This window comes from Anaerococcus lactolyticus S7-1-13, assembly GCF_000758765.1.
GTDB classification, from domain to species: Bacteria; Bacillota; Clostridia; order Tissierellales; family Peptoniphilaceae; genus Anaerococcus; species Anaerococcus lactolyticus.
The window spans coordinates 1-18414 of the sequence record NZ_JRMW01000027.1 but is presented as its reverse complement, the minus strand read 5'-3'; the positions used below and the strand labels follow the sequence as shown (position 1 = coordinate 18414).

18 protein-coding genes and 1 pseudogene are annotated in these 18414 nt (G+C 35.9%); 18 read left to right on the top strand and 1 reads right to left on the bottom strand.

The features are described 5' to 3' along the window. The first annotated feature begins 4 nt into the window (after positions 1-4). From HMPREF1630_RS03285 to recA, 9 genes and pseudogenes are all read left to right on the top strand, one after another. A complete protein-coding gene (locus HMPREF1630_RS03285) occupies positions 5-2161 on the top strand; it encodes a polyribonucleotide nucleotidyltransferase (protein WP_004828474.1) in 2157 nt (718 codons plus the stop codon). A 442-nt stretch (positions 2162-2603) separates the two neighbouring features. Next, a complete protein-coding gene (locus tag HMPREF1630_RS03280) occupies positions 2604-3971 on the top strand; it encodes a YjiH family protein (protein ID WP_156095804.1) in 1368 nt (455 codons plus the stop codon). A gap of 165 nt (positions 3972-4136) precedes the next feature. Next, positions 4137-4583, top strand: coding sequence for a hypothetical protein (locus HMPREF1630_RS03275; RefSeq protein WP_004828479.1), 447 nt, complete (start codon positions 4137-4139; stop codon positions 4581-4583). A 206-nt stretch (positions 4584-4789) separates the two neighbouring features. After that, the gene (locus tag HMPREF1630_RS03270; RefSeq protein WP_004828482.1) at positions 4790-5062 is read left to right on the top strand and encodes a type II toxin-antitoxin system RelB/DinJ family antitoxin; all 273 of its coding nucleotides are present in this window, start codon (positions 4790-4792) and stop codon (positions 5060-5062) included. Further along, positions 5052-5330: pseudogene (locus HMPREF1630_RS03265) on the top strand (type II toxin-antitoxin system YafQ family toxin). Before HMPREF1630_RS03270 ends, HMPREF1630_RS03265 begins: the two are co-directional and overlap by 11 nt. Positions 5331-5452: 122 nt before the next feature. Further along, entirely contained in the window at positions 5453-7738 is a 2286-nt protein-coding gene (locus tag HMPREF1630_RS03260) for a DNA translocase FtsK (protein WP_037327023.1), read from the top strand. A 9-nt stretch (positions 7739-7747) separates the two neighbouring features. Next, on the top strand, positions 7748-8278 hold the full coding sequence (gene pgsA, locus HMPREF1630_RS03255; protein WP_004828489.1) for a CDP-diacylglycerol--glycerol-3-phosphate 3-phosphatidyltransferase: 531 nt from the start codon (positions 7748-7750) through the stop codon (positions 8276-8278). Between the two features lie 21 nt (positions 8279-8299). Beyond that, a complete protein-coding gene (locus HMPREF1630_RS03250; RefSeq protein WP_037327019.1) occupies positions 8300-8713 on the top strand; it encodes a hypothetical protein in 414 nt (137 codons plus the stop codon). A 58-nt stretch (positions 8714-8771) separates the two neighbouring features. Then, complete coding sequence (gene recA, locus HMPREF1630_RS03245; RefSeq protein WP_004828493.1) at positions 8772-9821, top strand: recombinase RecA; 1050 nt, start codon at positions 8772-8774, stop codon at positions 9819-9821. A 41-nt stretch (positions 9822-9862) separates the two neighbouring features. Here the strand turns inward: recA and HMPREF1630_RS03240 are convergent, their stop codons facing one another. Next, entirely contained in the window at positions 9863-10897 is a 1035-nt protein-coding gene (locus HMPREF1630_RS03240) for a DNA polymerase IV (protein WP_037327016.1), read from the bottom strand. Positions 10898-10967: 70 nt separating this feature from the next. On the opposite strand from HMPREF1630_RS03240, the gene HMPREF1630_RS03235 reads away from it, so the two are divergent. The 9 genes from HMPREF1630_RS03235 (at position 10968) to lysS (ending at position 18358) form a co-directional block, all read left to right on the top strand. After that, positions 10968-11213, top strand: coding sequence for an RNA-binding S4 domain-containing protein (locus HMPREF1630_RS03235; protein WP_004828496.1), 246 nt, complete (start codon positions 10968-10970; stop codon positions 11211-11213). Continuing rightward, a complete protein-coding gene (locus HMPREF1630_RS09485; RefSeq protein ID WP_197049850.1) occupies positions 11206-11739 on the top strand; it encodes a hypothetical protein in 534 nt (177 codons plus the stop codon). The genes HMPREF1630_RS03235 and HMPREF1630_RS09485 overlap by 8 nt, the downstream gene beginning before the upstream one ends. Further along, on the top strand, positions 11723-13087 hold the full coding sequence (gene tilS, locus HMPREF1630_RS03225) for a tRNA lysidine(34) synthetase TilS (protein WP_037327014.1): 1365 nt from the start codon (positions 11723-11725) through the stop codon (positions 13085-13087). The genes HMPREF1630_RS09485 and tilS overlap by 17 nt, the downstream gene beginning before the upstream one ends. Then, positions 13077-13646, top strand: coding sequence for a hypoxanthine phosphoribosyltransferase (gene hpt / locus HMPREF1630_RS03220; protein ID WP_037327054.1), 570 nt, complete (start codon positions 13077-13079; stop codon positions 13644-13646). The genes tilS and hpt overlap by 11 nt, the downstream gene beginning before the upstream one ends. 43 nt (positions 13647-13689) lie before the next feature. Continuing rightward, positions 13690-14181 carry a DUF986 family protein gene (locus tag HMPREF1630_RS03215; protein WP_004828504.1) on the top strand — a complete coding sequence of 164 codons (492 nt, stop codon included), beginning with the start codon at positions 13690-13692 and terminating at the stop codon, positions 14179-14181. A gap of 62 nt (positions 14182-14243) precedes the next feature. After that, positions 14244-15035, top strand: coding sequence for a type III pantothenate kinase (locus HMPREF1630_RS03210; RefSeq protein ID WP_004828506.1), 792 nt, complete (start codon positions 14244-14246; stop codon positions 15033-15035). Next, a complete protein-coding gene (gene dusB, locus HMPREF1630_RS03205) occupies positions 15013-16011 on the top strand; it encodes a tRNA dihydrouridine synthase DusB (protein ID WP_004828508.1) in 999 nt (332 codons plus the stop codon). Before HMPREF1630_RS03210 ends, dusB begins: the two co-directional genes overlap by 23 nt. After that, complete coding sequence (greA, locus tag HMPREF1630_RS03200) at positions 15980-16453, top strand: transcription elongation factor GreA (RefSeq protein ID WP_004828510.1); 474 nt, start codon at positions 15980-15982, stop codon at positions 16451-16453. Before dusB ends, greA begins: the two co-directional genes overlap by 32 nt. Before the next feature lie 9 nt (positions 16454-16462). Continuing rightward, entirely contained in the window at positions 16463-18358 is a 1896-nt protein-coding gene (gene lysS, locus HMPREF1630_RS03195) for a lysine--tRNA ligase (RefSeq protein ID WP_037327012.1), read from the top strand. Positions 18359-18414 lie beyond the last annotated feature (56 nt).

The following is an 18414-nucleotide window of genomic DNA, read 5'->3' as shown; positions in this document are numbered from 1 at the left end:
GATAATGATCAAAAATTACAAATACACTTCAAAAAACGGATATGACTTTGAGGTAACAATCGGCAAGTATGCAGAGCAAGCCAACGGTGCCTGCCTTATTCAAAGCGGCGACACCACACTTTTAGTAACTGCAGTAGCTAGCGAAAAACCAAGAGAGGGTATAGACTTTTTCCCACTTATTTGCGATTTCCAAGAAAAACTTTATGCAGTTGGTAAAATCCCAGGAGGTTTCCTAAGAAGAGAAGGCAAGGCAAGCGATGAAGCAACTCTTATCGCCAGACAAATGGATAGACCTCTTAGACCACTATTCCCAGAAGACTATTACAATGATGTACAAATCATAGCTACAGTCCTATCAATGGACCACGACCACCTTCCAGACCCACTTACAACTATTGGTGCATCAATAGCCCTAGGTATTTCTGACATACCATTTAATGGCCCAGTAGGAGCTTGTATGGTAGGCAAGGTAGATGGAAAATTAGTTGTAAACCCAAATGAAGAAGATAGAAAGAAATCTCAACTTGAACTTACTGTAGCAGGTAGGAAAGGCGCTATCAACATGGTTGAAGCTGGAGCAAACGAACTTGATGAAAGCGAAATGCTTGAAGCAATGCTACTTGCCCTTGATGAAATTGGAGATATTTCTGACTTCATCCAAACAATTATAGATGACATTGGTCTACCTAAAAAAGAAGTTGAAGTCCATGAGGAAACAGAGCTTGATAGACTTATTTCAGAAGCTTTTGAAGAAGACATCAAATCATCAATCAGGACTACAGATAAGACTGAAAGAGAAGATAACATCTTTAGGATTGAGGAAGAAGCTAAGGAGAAATTCCTAGAAGCTTATCCAGAAAGTGAAGATGAAATCCATAGAAGAATTGACAATATCATGAAAAAAGAAGTCAGAAGGATGATTTCTATTGATAAAATCAGACCAGACGGCAGAGAGCTTACTGAAATCAGACCACTTTCTGCAGAGGCAGGAGTTTTGCCAAGAGTGCATGGTTCAGGTCTCTTCCAAAGAGGTCAAACCCAAGTATTATCAATAGTAACCCTAGGTTCTCCAGCTGATAGCCAATTAATTGATGGTTTAAATATCGAAGATGTAGAAAAAAGATATATGCACCAATACAATTTCCCACCATTCTGTGTAGGAGATGTAAGACCACTAAGAGGACCAGGTAGACGTGAAATCGGCCATGGTCACCTTGCTGAGAGAGCTCTTGTGCCAGTACTTCCAGACGAAAAAGACTTCCCATACACAATGAGAGTTGTTTCTGAAGTTTTATCTTCTAACGGTTCAAGCTCCCAAGCTTCAATTTGTGGTTCAACCCTATCCCTAATGGATGCGGGTGTACCAATCAAAAAGCCAGTCGCAGGTATAGCTATGGGTCTAATCAAGGAAGACGACTCAATTTCTATCCTTACAGACATCCAAGGTCTTGAAGATCACCTTGGCGATATGGACTTTAAGGTAGCTGGTACTCGTGATGGTATCACAGCTCTTCAAATGGATATGAAAATATCTGGTATTACAGAAGAAGTCCTAAGACAATCCCTAGCAGATGCAAAAGATGCTAGATTTAGGATACTAGATGTAATCGAAGCTGCTATTGATGCTCCAAGGGCAGAATTATCAGAATATGCACCAAGACTATATACAATTGACATCGACCCAGAAAAGGTAAGAGATGTAATTGGTTCTGGTGGAAAGAACATCAACAAGATTATAGACGCCACAGGAGTTAAAATCGAAACCGAAGATGACGGCCACATCACAGTTGCATCTAACGATGGGGCAAGTGGTAAGAAAGCTATAGAAATGATTAAAGCTATAGTTACCGATCCAAAACCAGGCGATATATATGAAGGCACAGTTGTAAGACTCATGAACTTTGGCGCCTTTGTAGAAATAGCAATCGGCAAGGAAGGACTCCTTCATATCAGCCAAATCGCAAACCACAGAGTTGCTAAGGTTGAAGATGAGCTTAAGGTTGGAGATAAGGTGACAGTTAAGGTTACTGAAATTGATAGGCAAGGTAGGATTAACCTTTCAAGAAAGGCCCTCCTAGAAAAACCTGAAAAAGCTGAAAGACCTGAAAAGGCAGAAGCTTGGCCAGTAGATGAATCTCCATATAGAAAAGACAAAGAATAAGATTAAAGACTGTTACACAAGGTGTAGCAGTTTTTTTATTATTAAATCGACAAGTAAATTGAACTTTTTTATTTTATTTAATTAATTAGGAAGAATTATTATTGCAGAAATATAAAAGATATGTTAATATAAAAATATAAGAAATCGTTATTTTATTTACGAAATATGTACAAGGAGGTAAAATGCCAGTCTTTTTAGCAAAGTGAAAAGATGCGGAAAATTAATCTTAGCAAAAGATTTCCTATAAATAAAATTCATCAATTTTTTAAAATAGGGATCTAAAAAAACTTTGCATAGCCTAGGAGAATTTCTTAGTATTATCCAATTTTTTAAGTGATTTTAAAAATATCCTAGGTAATTGACGTTCGACAAATGCCCTTAAATTAATCATGACTTACATATTTTTGATTTTATGGGCGCTAGTTAAATTAAGAGGTAAAAAATGACAATTAAAAAAGAAAAAATAACATTTGCTAGGGTATTGAAGTTTGTGATCCCTTCAGCCATAGGTGTGCTACTTCTAATGACGCCATTTAAGACAGCTAATGGTGGTTCGACTGTAGCAGTATCAGTAATTTCAAAATTTTTAAACCAAACAATTAACTCAATAGTTCCAATCCACTATGTGGCTTTGGCTTGTATTACAATATCAACCATACTTGGTCTAGCTTATAAATTTGCTAAACCTAGTTTTATTGAGAAATCTCCTATCCTTAAGGAAATTTCAGATATTACTCCTATCTGGCTTTTTGCTAGAGTTGCAGGTTGCATAATCGGCTACATGACAGCCTTTAAACTTGGACCAGAATTGATTTGGTCTGAAAATACCGGTGGTCTAATCCTATTTGAATTAATTGGTGGACTTTTGACTATATTCTTGGTAGCAGGTTTCATCCTACCATTCCTAACAGAATTCGGTATCCTCGAATTTGTTGGTATTTTCCTATCAAAAATTATGAGACCAGTCTTTAAACTTCCTGGCCGTTCAGCAGTAGACTGTGTGGCTTCATGGATAGGTGATGGTACAATCGGTGTTGCCCTCACTGCTAAACAATACGAAGAAGGAAACTATACCGAAAAAGAAGCAGCAATTATTTCTACAACTTTCTCAGCTGTATCAATTACTTTCTGTATGGTTGTACTTGAAAATGTTAACATGGTTGACAGGTTTGGTCTATTTTACTTAATAGTTGGCGTATCTGGTATAGTAGCAGCTTTAATCGTGCCACGTATCCCACCTCTCTCAGGCAAGAGAGATGTAAGGGCAAAAGAACCAGAAAATCCAAACGAAGAAACAGTTCCAGAAAACTTCACCAGACTAGAATGGGCCACCCAACTTGCAGTTTTAAAGGCAGAGAAGAACTTAAATCTAAAACAATTCCTATTAAATGGACGTGACACAGTTTTAAGCCTCTGGCTTGGTGTAACTCCAGTAATCATGGCAGCAGGTACCCTTGCCCTAGTATTGTCTGAATCAACACCAATCTTTACTTGGCTTGGTATGCCATTCTTACCAATCTTAAAACTTCTCCAAGTGCCAGAAGCAGTTGAAGCAAGTAAGACAATGGTAGTTGGTTTTGCCGACATGGTTGTTCCATCAATCCTAGCCAGCAAGGGCATTACATCTCAATTTACCCAATTTGTGGTAGCAGCTGTATCTGTAACCCAACTTATCTACATGTCAGAAACAGGAGCAGTTATCCTTGGTTCAAACATACCTGTAGACCTAAAAGATATCTTCATCCTATTCTTAGAAAGAACATTAATTACTCTTCCAGTAATAGTAATTTTAGCTCACTTATTATTTTAAAATCTTAAATAATTAAAAAATTTACTCCCTTAAGTCATTTTTTGGCTAAGGGAGTATTTTTTTTATTAAAAATCTTAAGTGGTATATTGACAAATTAAAATAATTATTTTAAAATAATAAAAAAAGTAGCTGTGGTTTTACAATAATTCAATTCGGAGGTTTAAAATGAGAAGAAGATTTGTATTTATGACTATTGTTATTGCTTTTTTAATAGTTTTCACTTCTTGTAGGAGCAAGAAAAAAGAAGATAAGATTGAAATATTTGATTCTAACAATGTAAAAATTGCTGAAACAGAAAAACAAGAAGAGTTAGATTATTTTAGTAATTTTATAGGGATGAGCGTAGAAAATGTTAATGATAAGAAATTCGACAATTATTTTAAAGAAATACCTGAGGATGCAATAAAATCTTATTATGTAATATTTACCAGCAAGGGTAAAGATAATGAAGCTACAAAGATAGATTTTTATATGTATGAAAATTATCCTTATATTACAATGGAGGGAGTGCCCATGATCACAACTCCATTTACATGGCAGCTTTCTGAAGAAGATATAAAAGAATTTAATGATAAAGTACAAGATCTTAAGGATATAGATGATAAAAGATAAGGCGTTAAAGATTGAACTGAACCCCAAAATTCAAAATTAGGATGGAGGGGTTCTTATGCCACGATGCATATAAGAATTTAAAGAAAAATTATCTTAGATTACTTATTAGGAATAAAGAAAATCCAAATTTATCGTGGGCAATATAATGACGGTGTATTGACTGCGTACTGATTAAGCTATATAATATAGGCAAAGGAGATGAGCAAATGGCTACAACAAATTTGAACATAAGGACAGACAAGGAAATAAAAGAAGCAGCAGAAAAAATCTATTCTAGTTTAGGTTTAAATATGACTACCGCTATAAATATGTTTTTAAGAGCAAGTATTAGAGAAAGTGGTATTCCTTTTGATTTAAAACTTGATATCCCAAGTGATGAAACCATAAAAGCTATAGAAGAAGGAAGAATGATAGCTAAAGATAAGAACGTTACAGCTTATTATAGTATGGATGACTTGAGGAAAGCTCTTGAAGTATAAAATAAAGTTTACAAGTAGATTTAAAAAGGATTTAAAGCAAGTTAAAAAGCAAGGAAAAGATATTGAAAAACTCTTAGATATTGTTGAGAAATTAGCAAATGATGAATCCCTTGATGAAAAATATAGGGATCATTAATTAGCTGGAAATTACAAGGGGACTCGAGAATGTCATATAGAGTCAGATTTTTTGCTTATTTATGAAAAGTTTAATGAAACGCTAGTCTTAACCTTAATAAGGACGGGATCACATTCAGATTTATTTAAATAGAAGATAGCACCTTTAATATAGGTGCTTTTTTTATGAAAAATTATTTTGAAGACTCACTAGTTGTAAATTTTATATGGTTTATTTTTAATTAATTTACCATATAATATAGGGGAGAGGTGTATATGACAAATAGGAATTCTGGGAGAATTAGGAAAAAGACGACTAGCAAATCTCCCAACAAAAGTAAACAAAAAAAATTCAGGGAGAGATCCTTTGATATAAAGAAATTTTCGATGGTAGTTATGGCCATATCTGTCCTTATATTTATTTTTATTTTATCATCAAGTACAGGACTAATTGGCGATGCTTTAGCAAGATTTTTTGAAGGTCTCTTTGGTAAGTTCAGCCTTGCTTTTCCAATTTTATTATTTGCAAGTTTTTATTTGATCTATAGGGAAAAGTTTAGGGATAATTTAAGTCGCATGCTTTTAATTTATAGTATTTATTTTTTGACCCTTGCTATCTCATCCAAGGATTATATCAGAAATGAGCTGGCTTGGTCAGTAGAGTATTCTGCCTTTAAAGGAAATTTGGGTGGAGGATGGTTTGGAGGTCTTGTTGGATTTTATACCTTAAGCTTTATCGGCCATCTTGGTCTTTATATTCTCTATGCGACCCTAATAGGTTCATTAATAATAAATGTTAGTCCCTTTACCTACAAGGAATTTTTCTTGAAATTAAGAGATGGTTTTATAATTTTAGGCATTGGTATCAAGCATCTAAGCCAAAAAGCTTATCTTAAGATAAGGGAAAAAATCGATGAATCCAAGACTAAGAAATCTTTAAAAGAAGAAAGAATCCCAAGTATCAGGATAAACAATAACTTGGCTGACAATCCTCCAAGGAAGGCAATTAAAAAAAGGCCAAGCAGAAAAGAGGAGGATAGGCCAAGGGAAGAAATTCAAAAAGATTTGAAAAATGATGATTTGATTAGGGATTACAAGTCTAAACAAGTAGAATTTGCAGACCTTAACGAAGATTTAAAAAGAGAATTTGCAGATTATTCCTACCCACCAGTCAATCTTTTGAAAGATGTTAATGCCGAAGGCGGGATTGATAATAGTGAAATCAGGGCAAAGGCAGGAATTATAGAGGAGACTTTGGAGTCTTTTGGGATTGATGGAAAGATTGTCCAGATAGACGTGGGTCCTACTGTCACCTGCTATGAATTAAAACCTGCTAGGGGTGTTAAGGTTTCAAAAATTGTAAACTTAGCTGATGACCTTTCTTTAAGTCTTGCCACATCAGGAATTAGGATTGAAGCACCAATTCCAGGCAAATCTCATGTTGGGATCGAAGTTGCCAACGACAAAAAAGAGATAGTAGGTTTTAAGGAAATCATCTCATCAACTCAATTTATCAAATCAAGACATGCCATTCCTTTTGCCATGGGTAAGTCAATTTCAGGTGAACCAATTATTTCAGCTATCGAAAAAATGCCACACTTGTTGGTGTCAGGTGCGACTGGTTCTGGTAAGTCTGTTTGTATCAACACAATAATTATGTCCATTTTATATAAGCACAGCCCAGATGAAGTCAAACTTCTCTTGATAGACCCAAAGGTGGTTGAACTTTCAATTTATAATGGGATTCCACACTTGATTATGCCAGTTATAACCGACCCTAAGAAGGCATCTTCTTCACTATTTTGGGCGATTTCTGAAATGGAAAGAAGGTATAAACTCTTTGAAGAAAACCAAGTTAGGGATATAAAGGGTTATAAGAGAGCGGCTGAGACCGATGACTCCATGGAAAATCTTCCTTATATAGTTGTAATTGTTGACGAGCTTTCAGATTTGATGATGACAGCTGCAAGTGAAGTTGAAGATTATATTACAAGGCTTGCCCAAAAATCTAGGGCTTGTGGAATACACTTAATAATTGCAACCCAAAGACCAACTGTGGACGTAATTACAGGAACAATCAAGGCAAATATTCCTTCAAGGATTTCCTTTGCTGTTACAAGTCAGATAGATTCAAGGACAATTTTGGATATGCAAGGGGCAGAAAAACTCCTTGGTAAGGGAGATATGCTCTATGCTTCATCTGATTCTATGAAACCTTTGAGAATCCAAGGCGCTTTTATTTCAGATGAGGAAGTTTTAAGCGTTGTGGACTATATAAAAGGTTCTAGCAAAACAAATTATAACGAAGAAGCAATCGAAAAAATTGAAGAAAATGTTACAGCTGACCTTGAAGATGAAGATGACCTCTTGGATGAGGCAATCAAGGTAATAGTAGCTGATCAGACAGCGTCTGTATCCATGCTTCAAAGAAAGCTTAAAATCGGCTATGCCAGGGCTGGCAGGATTATCGACCAGCTAGAGCAAAAGGGGATAGTCGGTGGCTATGAGGGCAGCAAACCTCGTAAGGTCCTTGTGGATAGGACACAAATTGAAAATTTATAGGAGAAAAAAATGAATATAGCAAATAAAGTTACCATGGTAAGATTAGTTATGATACCAATTTTTGTTGTAGCCTTCTACTACTTTGGTACAAGTTATAATATAGCAGCTATTTTATTTATGCTAGCATCCCTAACAGATGCCCTCGACGGTTATCTTGCCAGAAGTAGAAATTTAATTACAAATTTCGGTAAATTTGTAGACCCCCTTGTGGATAAGGTTCTAACAATGGCGGCCTTTATTGTTTTGGTTGAGGCAGGGGTAATTCCTGCTTGGTCTGTTATAATAATTATTTCAAGAGAACTTATAATCACAGGTTTTAGGACACTTGCAGCTGATATGGGTATAACCATCGCAGCATCCATGTGGGGCAAGGCAAAGACAACCAGCCAGATGATTTCCCTAGTTTTATTATTGCTACATAATGAAGTTTTAAATAAATTTGGGATTTACGTATTTTATTTGGCAGTGATTTTGACAATTATATCAGGACTTGATTATTTGATAAAAAATAAGAAAGTTTTAGACTTAGAAAATATTTAAGACTGGACTTTGGGAGTATATATGGATAATGAAAAAGGCAAGAAACTAATAAGAGTTGAGTTAATCCTACTCGTAGTTCAAGCCCTAGCATCTTTTTTTGGTAATTTCATCCACCAAAGGTTTATGTCTGATGGAGCTACGATTACCATAAAAAAGTTTAATTTTATATCGCCTATGACCTGGGGCTACGGCAATTTTTTTCCAATTCTATTTCTAGCCTCCTTGCTTGTGGCTGGGATAATAATGGCAAATGCCATGCGTAAAAATTCGCACTTAGAAGATAAGTTAAGTTCCAATATAGTTATTTTTGGTGGAATTTTATTTTTGATGGTACCCCTAATGATTAACGTTCAACAAATCAATATTGGACTAATTCTGATGGTGACTATTCAATTTATAATTTTTTCAATAAATATGGTTAGAACAAGAAATTAGACTTTAATAAAAAAAGGTATATAATACTATTAAGACATTAAGTGTATAAGGAGTGTATATGGACGCAGATAAAAAGAAGGCCCTAGATCAGGCTTTTAAGCAGATAGAAAAGAAATATGGAAAAGGCTCAATTATGAAGATGGGCGAGGCACCAAGAGTTGCCATAGATTCAATTCCAACTGGTGCTGTCAACCTTGATATAGCCCTAGGTATTGGTGGACTTCCAAGGGGAAGAGTCATTGAAATTTATGGACCAGAATCATCTGGTAAGACTACCCTAGCTCTCCACGTTATAGCAGAAGCTCAAAAACTTGGTGATACCTGTGCCTTTGTGGATGCAGAACATGCCCTTGATGCAGAATATGCAGGAAATCTTGGAGTAAATATTGACGAATTAATCTTATCTCAACCAGATACAGGTGAGGCAGGTCTTGATATAGCAGAAAGTCTTGTCAGGAGTGGGGCAGTAGGTCTCATTGTAATCGACTCTGTTGCAGCCCTTGTTCCAAAGGCTGAAATTGAAGGAGAAATGGGAGACAGCCACATGGGTCTTCAAGCAAGACTTATGAGCCAGGCTCTTAGAAGACTTACAGGTATTATTTCTAAATCAAATACAACTGTAATTTTCATCAATCAATTGAGAGAAAAAATCGGGGTTATGTTTGGGAACCCTGAGACAACCACAGGTGGACGTGCCCTTAAGTTCTATGCTTCAGTAAGACTTGATATTAGAAGGATTAAGACCATAACTGAGGGAGATAATTCAATCGGCTCTAGGACCAGGGTTAAAATTGTTAAAAACAAAGTTGCTCCTCCATTTAAGATAGTGGAATTTGATATCATGTATGGTAAGGGAATTTCAAAATCTGGAGTACTTTTAGATACTGCAGTTGACTTAGGTATTGTCGAAAAAGCTGGGTCTTGGTATTCATACGGAGATGAGAAACTCGGTCAAGGTAGGGAAAATGTCAAAATCATGCTTGAAGAAAATGCCGACCTTGCCAAATTAATTGATGATAAGGTTAGGGAGGCTTTCAAAAAAGATTTGGCACCTGTCGAAGAAGAAACAGAAGAAGCAAAACAAGAATCAATCTTAGATCAAGAATAAAAGTAAAACCCGTAAGTATAGAAATACTTGCGGGTATTTTTTTATAAAAAACTTAGCTGGTTCATATCCATAGTTGACAAATTTGATAGAGAAATACCTATTAGCCTGATGTACTCGCCATTAAAGGCTTCATCTAGGAGCTTTATGGCTTCAAGGTAGATGTCGTCTGCAAGGTAGATTGGCTCTTGGAGGGTTAGAGAACGGGTTTGGTTTTTGAAATTTTCATCCTTCAATTTTATAGAGATTGTCTTGGCCTGAATATCTTTTTTTACCATCTCAATTTCAATCAAGTCAGAAATTTTTCTTAAATAATCTTTCAAAACTTGGATATTATTGGTGTTTTGGCTGAAAGTCCTCTCCTTACCAATAGACTTCCTGTCCCTTGTCGGATTAACCGGCCTTTCATCAATACCCCTGATTACTCCGTATATATAGTCCCCACCCTTTCCGAATAAGCTTTCCAAAAATTCTTTATCGAGCTTTAAAAGGTCAGCCACCTTATAGATGCCAATCCTATTTAGTTTATAAGTCGCACGACGTCCTATGCCATGGACCTTGCCAACAGGTAGGTCTGGGAGAATTTTACTGACGTCTTCCTTGCCAATGTATTTAATCCCATAAGGTTTGTTCCAGTCAGAGGCAAGTTTGGCAAGAAATTTGTTGTAGGAAATCCCGATTGAAATAGGTATTTGAGTCTTGGCAAGGATTTTATTTTGGAGATTTTTCGCAAAGTCTAGAGGATCATTAAGGTCTACTTCTATGTAAGCCTCATCTATAGAAACTTGTTCATAGACTTTGGTGTAAGCTTTTACCAAGTCAAAAACCTCTATAGATTTCTCCTTATAATAGGCATGGTCGACCCTGACTAAAATTAGGTTGGGGCAGAGGTCTTTTGCTATAAAAACGGGCATAGCAGAGTGGATGCCGAATTTTCTTGCCTCGTAATTGGCAGTTGTGATTATGGATTTATTGGATAGACCTCCCACAGCCATGGGTCTTTTTTTTAGTTTTGGATTTCTTATTTCTTCGCACGATGCATAAAAGGCATCGCAGTCGATATGGAGAATGTATTTCATAAGACTACTATACTAATAATCGGGAATTTGGCTAAATTGCAAAAGAGCCTATAAAAAGTACAGTTAAGATATGAGAGTAGATAAATTTTTAAAAAATTCAAGAATTATAAAAAGAAGACAGGTTGCTAAGGAAGCCTGCGAGAATGAGCGTGTAAAAATTAATGATAAGATTGCCAAGGCTGGCAGTGAAGTTTGTAAGGGTGATATAATTGAAATCACCTTTGGCAAGTCAGTCCTAAAAGTGAGAGTGCTTGATTTAATTGAAGGCGCTAAGAAAAATACAGCAGATGAAATGTATGAGGTAATAGATGGCTAGAAATAGAAGAAGGGCGAGGAAAGACTCCTACCTTTCTAAAAGAAGAGAAAAAAATAAAAGATTTTTGCGAATGGTTCTTTCCTTGCTAGTTGTAGCGAGCCTTGGATTTTTGTATTTGAATTACTCAATGAATAAAGAGAATGCAGAAATGACTAAGGATATCACTTCAAGCGAGAAAAAATTAGAAGACGTTAAGGCTGAAATCAATAGTCTCAAAGAAGATTATGAGATGCGAAACACCGACAAATTCAAGGAAAAAGTGGCTGAGGAAAAACTTGGCATGGTTAAAAAAAGCAAAGATAATGATGAAGAAAAAGAAGAATCCTCTGTAATCAAGCCTCCAAAAAAATCTGATGGAGAAAACCAAGCAAACCCAGCTAATAACCAAAATGCTAATCCTAGTGGGGAAGAAAATCCTAGCCAAAATGAAAACAATAAGGCTAGTCAAACCAGTCTACCAAACCCAAACGATCGAGCAACTCAAAATCAGCAAGTAGAGACCAAGACCAATGAAAATGGAAGATAGGGTTTATAAGACCGTTGTCGAAAATAATTTGCTTAGCGAGGGTGATACGGTAATTGTTGGGGCAAGTGGTGGGCCTGATAGTCAATTTCTAATCCATATCCTAGATAAGTTAAAAAATAAATTAGGTATAGATATAGTTCTTGCCCACCTAAACCACCTTCACAGGAAGGAAGCTAGTAAGGATGAGGACCTCGTAAGGCAAACTGCGGAAAAACTTGGCCTAAAATTTTATTCAAGATCAAGGTCCATGGATGAGCTTGCCAAAGAACTTAAGATTTCATCAGAAGATGCAGGTAGACGCCTTCGCTACGAATTTTTCAATGATTTATCAAAAAAATTTCCAATAAGTAAGATTGCTGTCGCCCATAATAAGGACGATCAGGCAGAAACAGCCCTTATGAGGATAATAAGGGGCACAGGTCTTGATGGACTAAGGGCGATGGACTACAAGAATGGAAATATTATAAGGCCTATATTAAATATAAAAAAGAAAGAAATCTTAGCCTACCTAGACTCAAATGAAATTGCCTATGCCATAGACCATACAAATTTTGAAAACGATTATACAAGAAATAAGATAAGGCTAGATATTATTCCTATCCTAGAAGAAATAAATCCTAATGTAGTTGACGCAGTTTTTAAATTATCAGACCTTGCCAGAGATGACTTGGCTATTTTGGAAAAAAGTGTGGATAGCAAGTTTGGTGAAATGGCAAAGGTCAAGCATGGAAAAATTTATTTTGATAAAGATCATTTTGAAAAAACTGACCCAGCACTTCTAAGAAGGATCTTGAGAAAAGCTGTTGGAGTTTTGAAGGGTGAAATCAAGGATTTGTCCAAGGAAAATTTGGATGATTTTTTGAAAATAAAAAATTTAGCCACAGGTAAAAGCATAATAAAAGATGATATATCCTTAAGAATGTCTTATGAAGCCTATGTTTTAGAACTTTTAACCCCAGCGGAAAAATTCAAAACTGACCTATATTTATATGACAATGACCAGGTCCACTTTGATGGAATTTATCTGAAAACAAGTATAATTAATAGTGGAAAATATGAAAAAAATAAAAATGTTGGGTATTTTGACTATGACCTCCTCCACTTTCCTTTGAAAGTCAGGACTAGGCGTGCTGGAGACAGGTTTGTGCCTTTGGGTCATAAGAGTGAAAAAAAGCTTAAAGATTTTTTTATCGACCAAAAAATCGATAGGAAGAAGCGAGATGAGCTACCTATTATTTTGTCAGACGATAAGATTATTTGGCTCGCATCTTTAAGGATAAGTGATGAATTTAAGGTCACAGGTGGTACAAAAAAAATACTAAAAATCGAGGTTTATGATGAAAATTGACAAAGATAATCTGATTGAAAAAGTGTTAATTGATGAAGAAAGTCTTAATTTAAAGATAAAACAATTAGCAAAGACTTTAAACGAACACTACGCTGATAGGGACGAGTTAATTTTAATTTGTATCCTAAAAGGCTCAGTAATGTTTATGACAGAACTAGCAAAAAATTTAAACATTGAAACAAAAATGGAGTTTATGTCTGTTTCTTCTTATGAAAATAACACTTACTCATCAGGCAATGTAAAAATTTTAATGGACCTTGATATTGATATAAAAGATAAGGAAGTCTTGATTGTCGAAGATATAATCGATACCGGTTATACCTTAAAGAAAATCAAGGAAACACTCTTAAAAAGAGAGCCAAAAGACCTAAAGATTATAACCCTACTTGATAAGCCAGAAAGGCGTGAAGTAGATATCAAACCAGATTATACAGGTTTTAAAATACCTAATGATTATGTGGTTGGCTTTGGTCTTGATTATAACCAACTTTATAGAAACCTAGCCTACATAGGTGTAGTTAAAAGATCAGTTTACGAAGATATAGAGGAGATAAAATAGGTCTTAGGACCTATTTTATTTTGTAAGATAAGGGGGAGATAGGATGCAAGGATTTGACAAGATTATATTAATTTTATACGGAGCGATTACAGTTTTTTTCATCTATAGGATTTTTAAGCAGAACAAGGATAAAAACTTGTTGGGAGCTAATGTGACTTCTTTCAAAAGACCTATTACATCTATGGAAATGATTTTATTTTCTATTCTAGTAGTTGTTGGAGGGGTTAATCTTGTAAATGGTTATAAGACTAACGATAAAAACTCCATGATGACTGCTTGTGTGATGGTTGTATTGGCGATAGTATTTATGATTTTCACCCTATGCAAGTTATACATTTCTGAAAAGGGGATGCTAATTAATTCTGGTTTTGTAAATTTTAAAGACCTAAAAAAATGGGGATTTGACACCAATAGGGGTGAGCTTGTTATGGCCATCAAAAAGGATAAAAACACCACTCGCGAGAGTGTAAAAGTCAAAAAAGAAGATATAGAAGAGATAAACGAGCTTATAAGAAAGTATAAACTAGGGAAGTAAGCTTGAAAAAAAGCCTCTTTAACCGTATCATATAAGAGCTAAATCAAACAAAGGAAGTATATATGCTACTGGTTATAGATATTGGAAACACAAATACCGTTATTGGTATTTACGAGAAGGAAAATTTAAAGTCTAGATTTAGAGTGGCAACTGACTTGACCAGCACCAGCGATCAATTAGTTGCTACTTTATTTAATATGTTCATGATTCATGATATAAAGGTCGAAGACATTGATGACACCATAATTTCTTGTGTAGTGCCAGATGTTTTATACAACTGGCAATCAGCAAATAGGAAACTTCTAGACAAGGAAGCCAAGGTGGTCGAATACGATACCTATACAGGTATTACCATTGATTATGAAAATCCAAGCGAGGTTGGTGCTGATAGGATAGTAGATGCAGTTGCTGCCTATGAAAAATACGGTGGACCTTCAGTGGTAGTAGACATGGGAACAGCTATAACTGTTGACGTGGTTACTTCAGATGCCAGGTATCTTGGAGGAGTTATAGCCCCAGGTATAAAAATTGCCCAAGATGGACTTTTTGGCAAGACTGCAAAGCTACCAAAAATCGAATTAAAACAACCAACCACAGCCATTACAGAGTCAACTTCAGAAGCTATCAACGCCGGAATAGTAATTGGTTATATTGGTATGATAGATAAGCTTATAGAAACTATCGAAGATGAGATAGTTCAAAGGCTTGGCATTGATAGGGATGAAATAAATGTAATAGCTACAGGTGGTTTTTCAGAACTAATTTCCCAATCCAGTAAGTATATAGAAACCATAGAGCCAGATCTTATGCTTGAAGGCCTAAGGATAATCTATGAGAGAAACCTTGGTAGATAAAAAGATTATGCTTGCACCCTTGGCGGGTGTGACAGACACTGCCTTTAGGATAGTTTGCGAAAAAAATGGATGCGATAAGACTTTTACAGAAATGGTTTCTGTTAATGCCTTATCTTTCGATAACAAAGCCACAGCTGATATTATGTTTATATCAGATATGGAAAAAAATGCCAATATCCAAATTTTTGGTTCGGATGTTGATAAAATAAAGAGAGTTGTCGAAGAAAAAATAAATCCACTTACAAATATCAAAGAAATTTCTTTTAACATGGGTTGTCCGGCTCCAAAAATTTTTAATAATGGCGAAGGTTCTGCTCTTCTAAAAAATCCCCACCAGGTCTATAAGATAACCAAGGCCTTGAGGGAGGCAACCGATAAGGTGATCAATATTAAATTCCGTCTCGGCGTTGATGATGATGCTATTAATTATTTAGAAAATGGCAAGGCCATGGAAGAAGCTGGTGCAGACTACCTAATCCTTCATGCTAGGACTAGAAAAGCCATGTATTCTGGTCATGCCGACTGGCAGGCGATTAAAAATTTAAAAGAAGCTGTAAATATACCAGTAATAGCAAATGGCGATATTTTTACTCCAGAAGATTTTATAAGAGCAATGGAGATAACCGGAGCTGATGGAGCGATGATTGCAAGGGGTGCCATGGGAAATCCCTTCATATTTCGTTATATAAAGGAATATTTAGAAAAAGGCTCCTACACAAAAGTTACATTTGATGAGATAATTTCTCAAATAAAAGAGCATTATGAATTGGCCCTTAAGTTTAAGGACGAAAGGCTAGTTATAAATCAGATGCGCAAACACGTTGGTTGGTACATCAAGGGTCTTTATATGTCAAGTGACTATAGGGACAGGGTAAATAAGATACATACTAGCAAGGAAATTTTTGACCTGCTAGATGAATATAGAAAAATTTTAGGTGATTATAATGACAGAGAAGAAAGAAGTAATATTAACTAAGGAAAAATTAGAAAAATTAGAGGACGAACTAGAGTATTTAAAAACGAAAAAACGTCCTGAAATGGCAGAAAAAATCAAAATAGCAAGAAGCTTCGGTGACCTTTCAGAAAATGCTGATTACGATGAAGCAAAGAATGAACAAGGTGAAGTAGAATCAAGAATCATGAAGATAGAAGACATGATTAGAAATGCCAAGACTATCGAAGTTGATGAAAATTCTGACACTGTTGGTGTTGGCAATACTGTTTGTCTCTACGATGAAGAATTTGAAGAAGATGTAGAATATAAAATCGTAGGAACAGCTGAATCAAACCCACTTGAAGGGTATATTTCTAATGAGTCACCAGTTGGTGAAGCTATCATTGGTCATAAGATTAATGATAGGGTAGAAGTAGAAACTCCAAATGGCAAGATGTATTTTGTAATTAAGAATATTAAGTAAGGAGAAAAAATGGCTGATAACATTCAAGATTTAAATGAAATGCTTAAGATTAGAAGAGAAAAACTTCATGAACTTAAGGAAGAGGGCAAGGACCCACACCGCATAGTTAATTTTAAAAATAGGATAAGCTCAAAAGAAATCAAGGATAACTTTGAGAAGTATGAAGATCAAACTGTAAGGGTAGCTGGAAGAATCCTTGCAAAAAGAGGTCATGGTAACATGAGCTTTATGGATGTTCAAGATGACCTTGGTCAAATCCAAGTTGTTAACCGTAAAAATGTTATCGGCGATGACTTTAAATATATCAAAAAATACGATATCGGTGATATCATCGGTGTTGAAGGCAAGGTATTTAAAACTAACCAAGGTGAAATATCAATAGAAGTAGCAAAAAGCGACCTTTTAACCAAGGCTCTCCAAATGCTTCCTGAAAAATGGCACGGCCTAAAGGACCCAGACCTTAGATATAGACAAAGATATATAGACTTAATAGTAAATCCTGAAGTAAAAGAAGTTTTTGTTCAAAGATCAAGAATAATTTCAGCAATCAGAGAATTTTTGGACGGTAGGGGATTCTTAGAAGTAGAAACTCCTATCCTCAATACAATCGCAGGTGGAGCTACTGCTCGTCCATTTATTACCCACCACAACACTCTAGATATCGATATGTACCTAAGGATTGCCAACGAACTTTACCTAAAAAGGCTAATCGTAGGTGGTTTTGATAGGGTATATGAAATCGGTAGGATGTTTAGAAACGAAGGAATGGACGCAACCCACAACCCAGAATACACCGCCATGGAATTATACCAAGCCTACGGCGACTATGAAGACATGATGGAAATCACTGAAAACATGGTAGAGCACGTTGCAAAAAAAGTAAAGGGCACAACCCTTGTAGAATTTGACGGCGAGAAAATCGAGCTTAAGGCTCCATGGAAGAGAATTCCAATGATAGAAGCTGTAAAAGAATATTCTGGCGTAGACTTTAACGAAATTAAAACTGACGAAGAAGCCAAAGCCATTGCCAAGGAAAAAGGTGTGGAAGTAAAGGAAACAAGAGGCGAAATTATTGCAGAATTCTTTGATGAATTTGTTGAAGATAAGCTAATCCAACCAACCTTCATCACAGATTACCCAGTAGAAATCTCACCACTTGCCAAGAGAAAGAACGACGATAGGTCACTAACCTACAGGTTTGAAGCCTTTGTTTCTGGAGCAGAAATCGGCAACGCCTTCTCAGAATTAAACGATGCAGAAGACCAAAGAGCAAGGTTTGAAGACCAAGTTAGAAAAAGAGAAGCAGGCGATGATGAAGCCCAAATGATGGACTATGACTTTGTAAATGCCCTAGAAGTAGGTCTACCTCCAACAGGTGGACTTGGAATTGGTATCGATAGACTAATCATGATTTTAACAGGTCAACATTCAATCAGGGACGTCCTACTATTCCCAACAATGAAGCCACTTGGCCTTGAGAAAAAAGACCATGATAAGCAAAAAGTAGCAAGTCTTGACGAAGATGAAGCAGTAGACTTTTCAAAGGTAGTTGTAGAGCCAATCTATGAAGACATTGACTTTGAAACCTTCTCTAAATCAGACTTTAGGGCAGTTAAAGTTTTAGCTTGCGAAGAAGTTCCAAAATCTAAAAAACTTTTAAAATTCACCCTCAACGATGGATCAGGTAAGGAAAGAACCATCCTATCTGGAATCAAGGAATACTACAATGCAGAGGACCTAGTAGGCAAAACCCTCCTAGCAATTGTAAACCTCCCACCAAGAAAAATGATGGGCATAGACTCAGAAGGAATGATAATCTCAGCCATCCACCAAGAAGCAGGCGAAGAAAAACTAAACCTAGTTATCCTATCAAACAGGATACCTGCAGGGGCAAAAATGTATTAAAGAACACGCTAAAAAATAAAGGGGCTGTTGCATAAGTCCCAACATAGAAAAAAGAC

Coding starts and splice junctions, on each gene's coding strand:
- HMPREF1630_RS03285 (WP_004828474.1), top strand. CDS start 5: ATGATCAAAAATTACAAATACACTTCAAAAAACGGATATGACTTTGAG.
- HMPREF1630_RS03280 (WP_156095804.1), top strand. CDS start 2,604: ATGACAATTAAAAAAGAAAAAATAACATTTGCTAGGGTATTGAAGTTT.
- HMPREF1630_RS03275 (WP_004828479.1), top strand. CDS start 4,137: ATGAGAAGAAGATTTGTATTTATGACTATTGTTATTGCTTTTTTAATA.
- HMPREF1630_RS03270 (WP_004828482.1), top strand. CDS start 4,790: ATGGCTACAACAAATTTGAACATAAGGACAGACAAGGAAATAAAAGAA.
- HMPREF1630_RS03260 (WP_037327023.1), top strand. CDS start 5,453: ATGACAAATAGGAATTCTGGGAGAATTAGGAAAAAGACGACTAGCAAA.
- pgsA (WP_004828489.1), top strand. CDS start 7,748: ATGAATATAGCAAATAAAGTTACCATGGTAAGATTAGTTATGATACCA.
- HMPREF1630_RS03250 (WP_037327019.1), top strand. CDS start 8,300: ATGGATAATGAAAAAGGCAAGAAACTAATAAGAGTTGAGTTAATCCTA.
- recA (WP_004828493.1), top strand. CDS start 8,772: ATGGACGCAGATAAAAAGAAGGCCCTAGATCAGGCTTTTAAGCAGATA.
- HMPREF1630_RS03240 (WP_037327016.1), bottom strand. CDS start 10,897: ATGAAATACATTCTCCATATCGACTGCGATGCCTTTTATGCATCGTGC.
- HMPREF1630_RS03235 (WP_004828496.1), top strand. CDS start 10,968: ATGAGAGTAGATAAATTTTTAAAAAATTCAAGAATTATAAAAAGAAGA.
- HMPREF1630_RS09485 (WP_197049850.1), top strand. CDS start 11,206: ATGGCTAGAAATAGAAGAAGGGCGAGGAAAGACTCCTACCTTTCTAAA.
- tilS (WP_037327014.1), top strand. CDS start 11,723: ATGAAAATGGAAGATAGGGTTTATAAGACCGTTGTCGAAAATAATTTG.
- hpt (WP_037327054.1), top strand. CDS start 13,077: ATGAAAATTGACAAAGATAATCTGATTGAAAAAGTGTTAATTGATGAA.
- HMPREF1630_RS03215 (WP_004828504.1), top strand. CDS start 13,690: ATGCAAGGATTTGACAAGATTATATTAATTTTATACGGAGCGATTACA.
- HMPREF1630_RS03210 (WP_004828506.1), top strand. CDS start 14,244: ATGCTACTGGTTATAGATATTGGAAACACAAATACCGTTATTGGTATT.
- dusB (WP_004828508.1), top strand. CDS start 15,013: ATGAGAGAAACCTTGGTAGATAAAAAGATTATGCTTGCACCCTTGGCG.
- greA (WP_004828510.1), top strand. CDS start 15,980: ATGACAGAGAAGAAAGAAGTAATATTAACTAAGGAAAAATTAGAAAAA.
- lysS (WP_037327012.1), top strand. CDS start 16,463: ATGGCTGATAACATTCAAGATTTAAATGAAATGCTTAAGATTAGAAGA.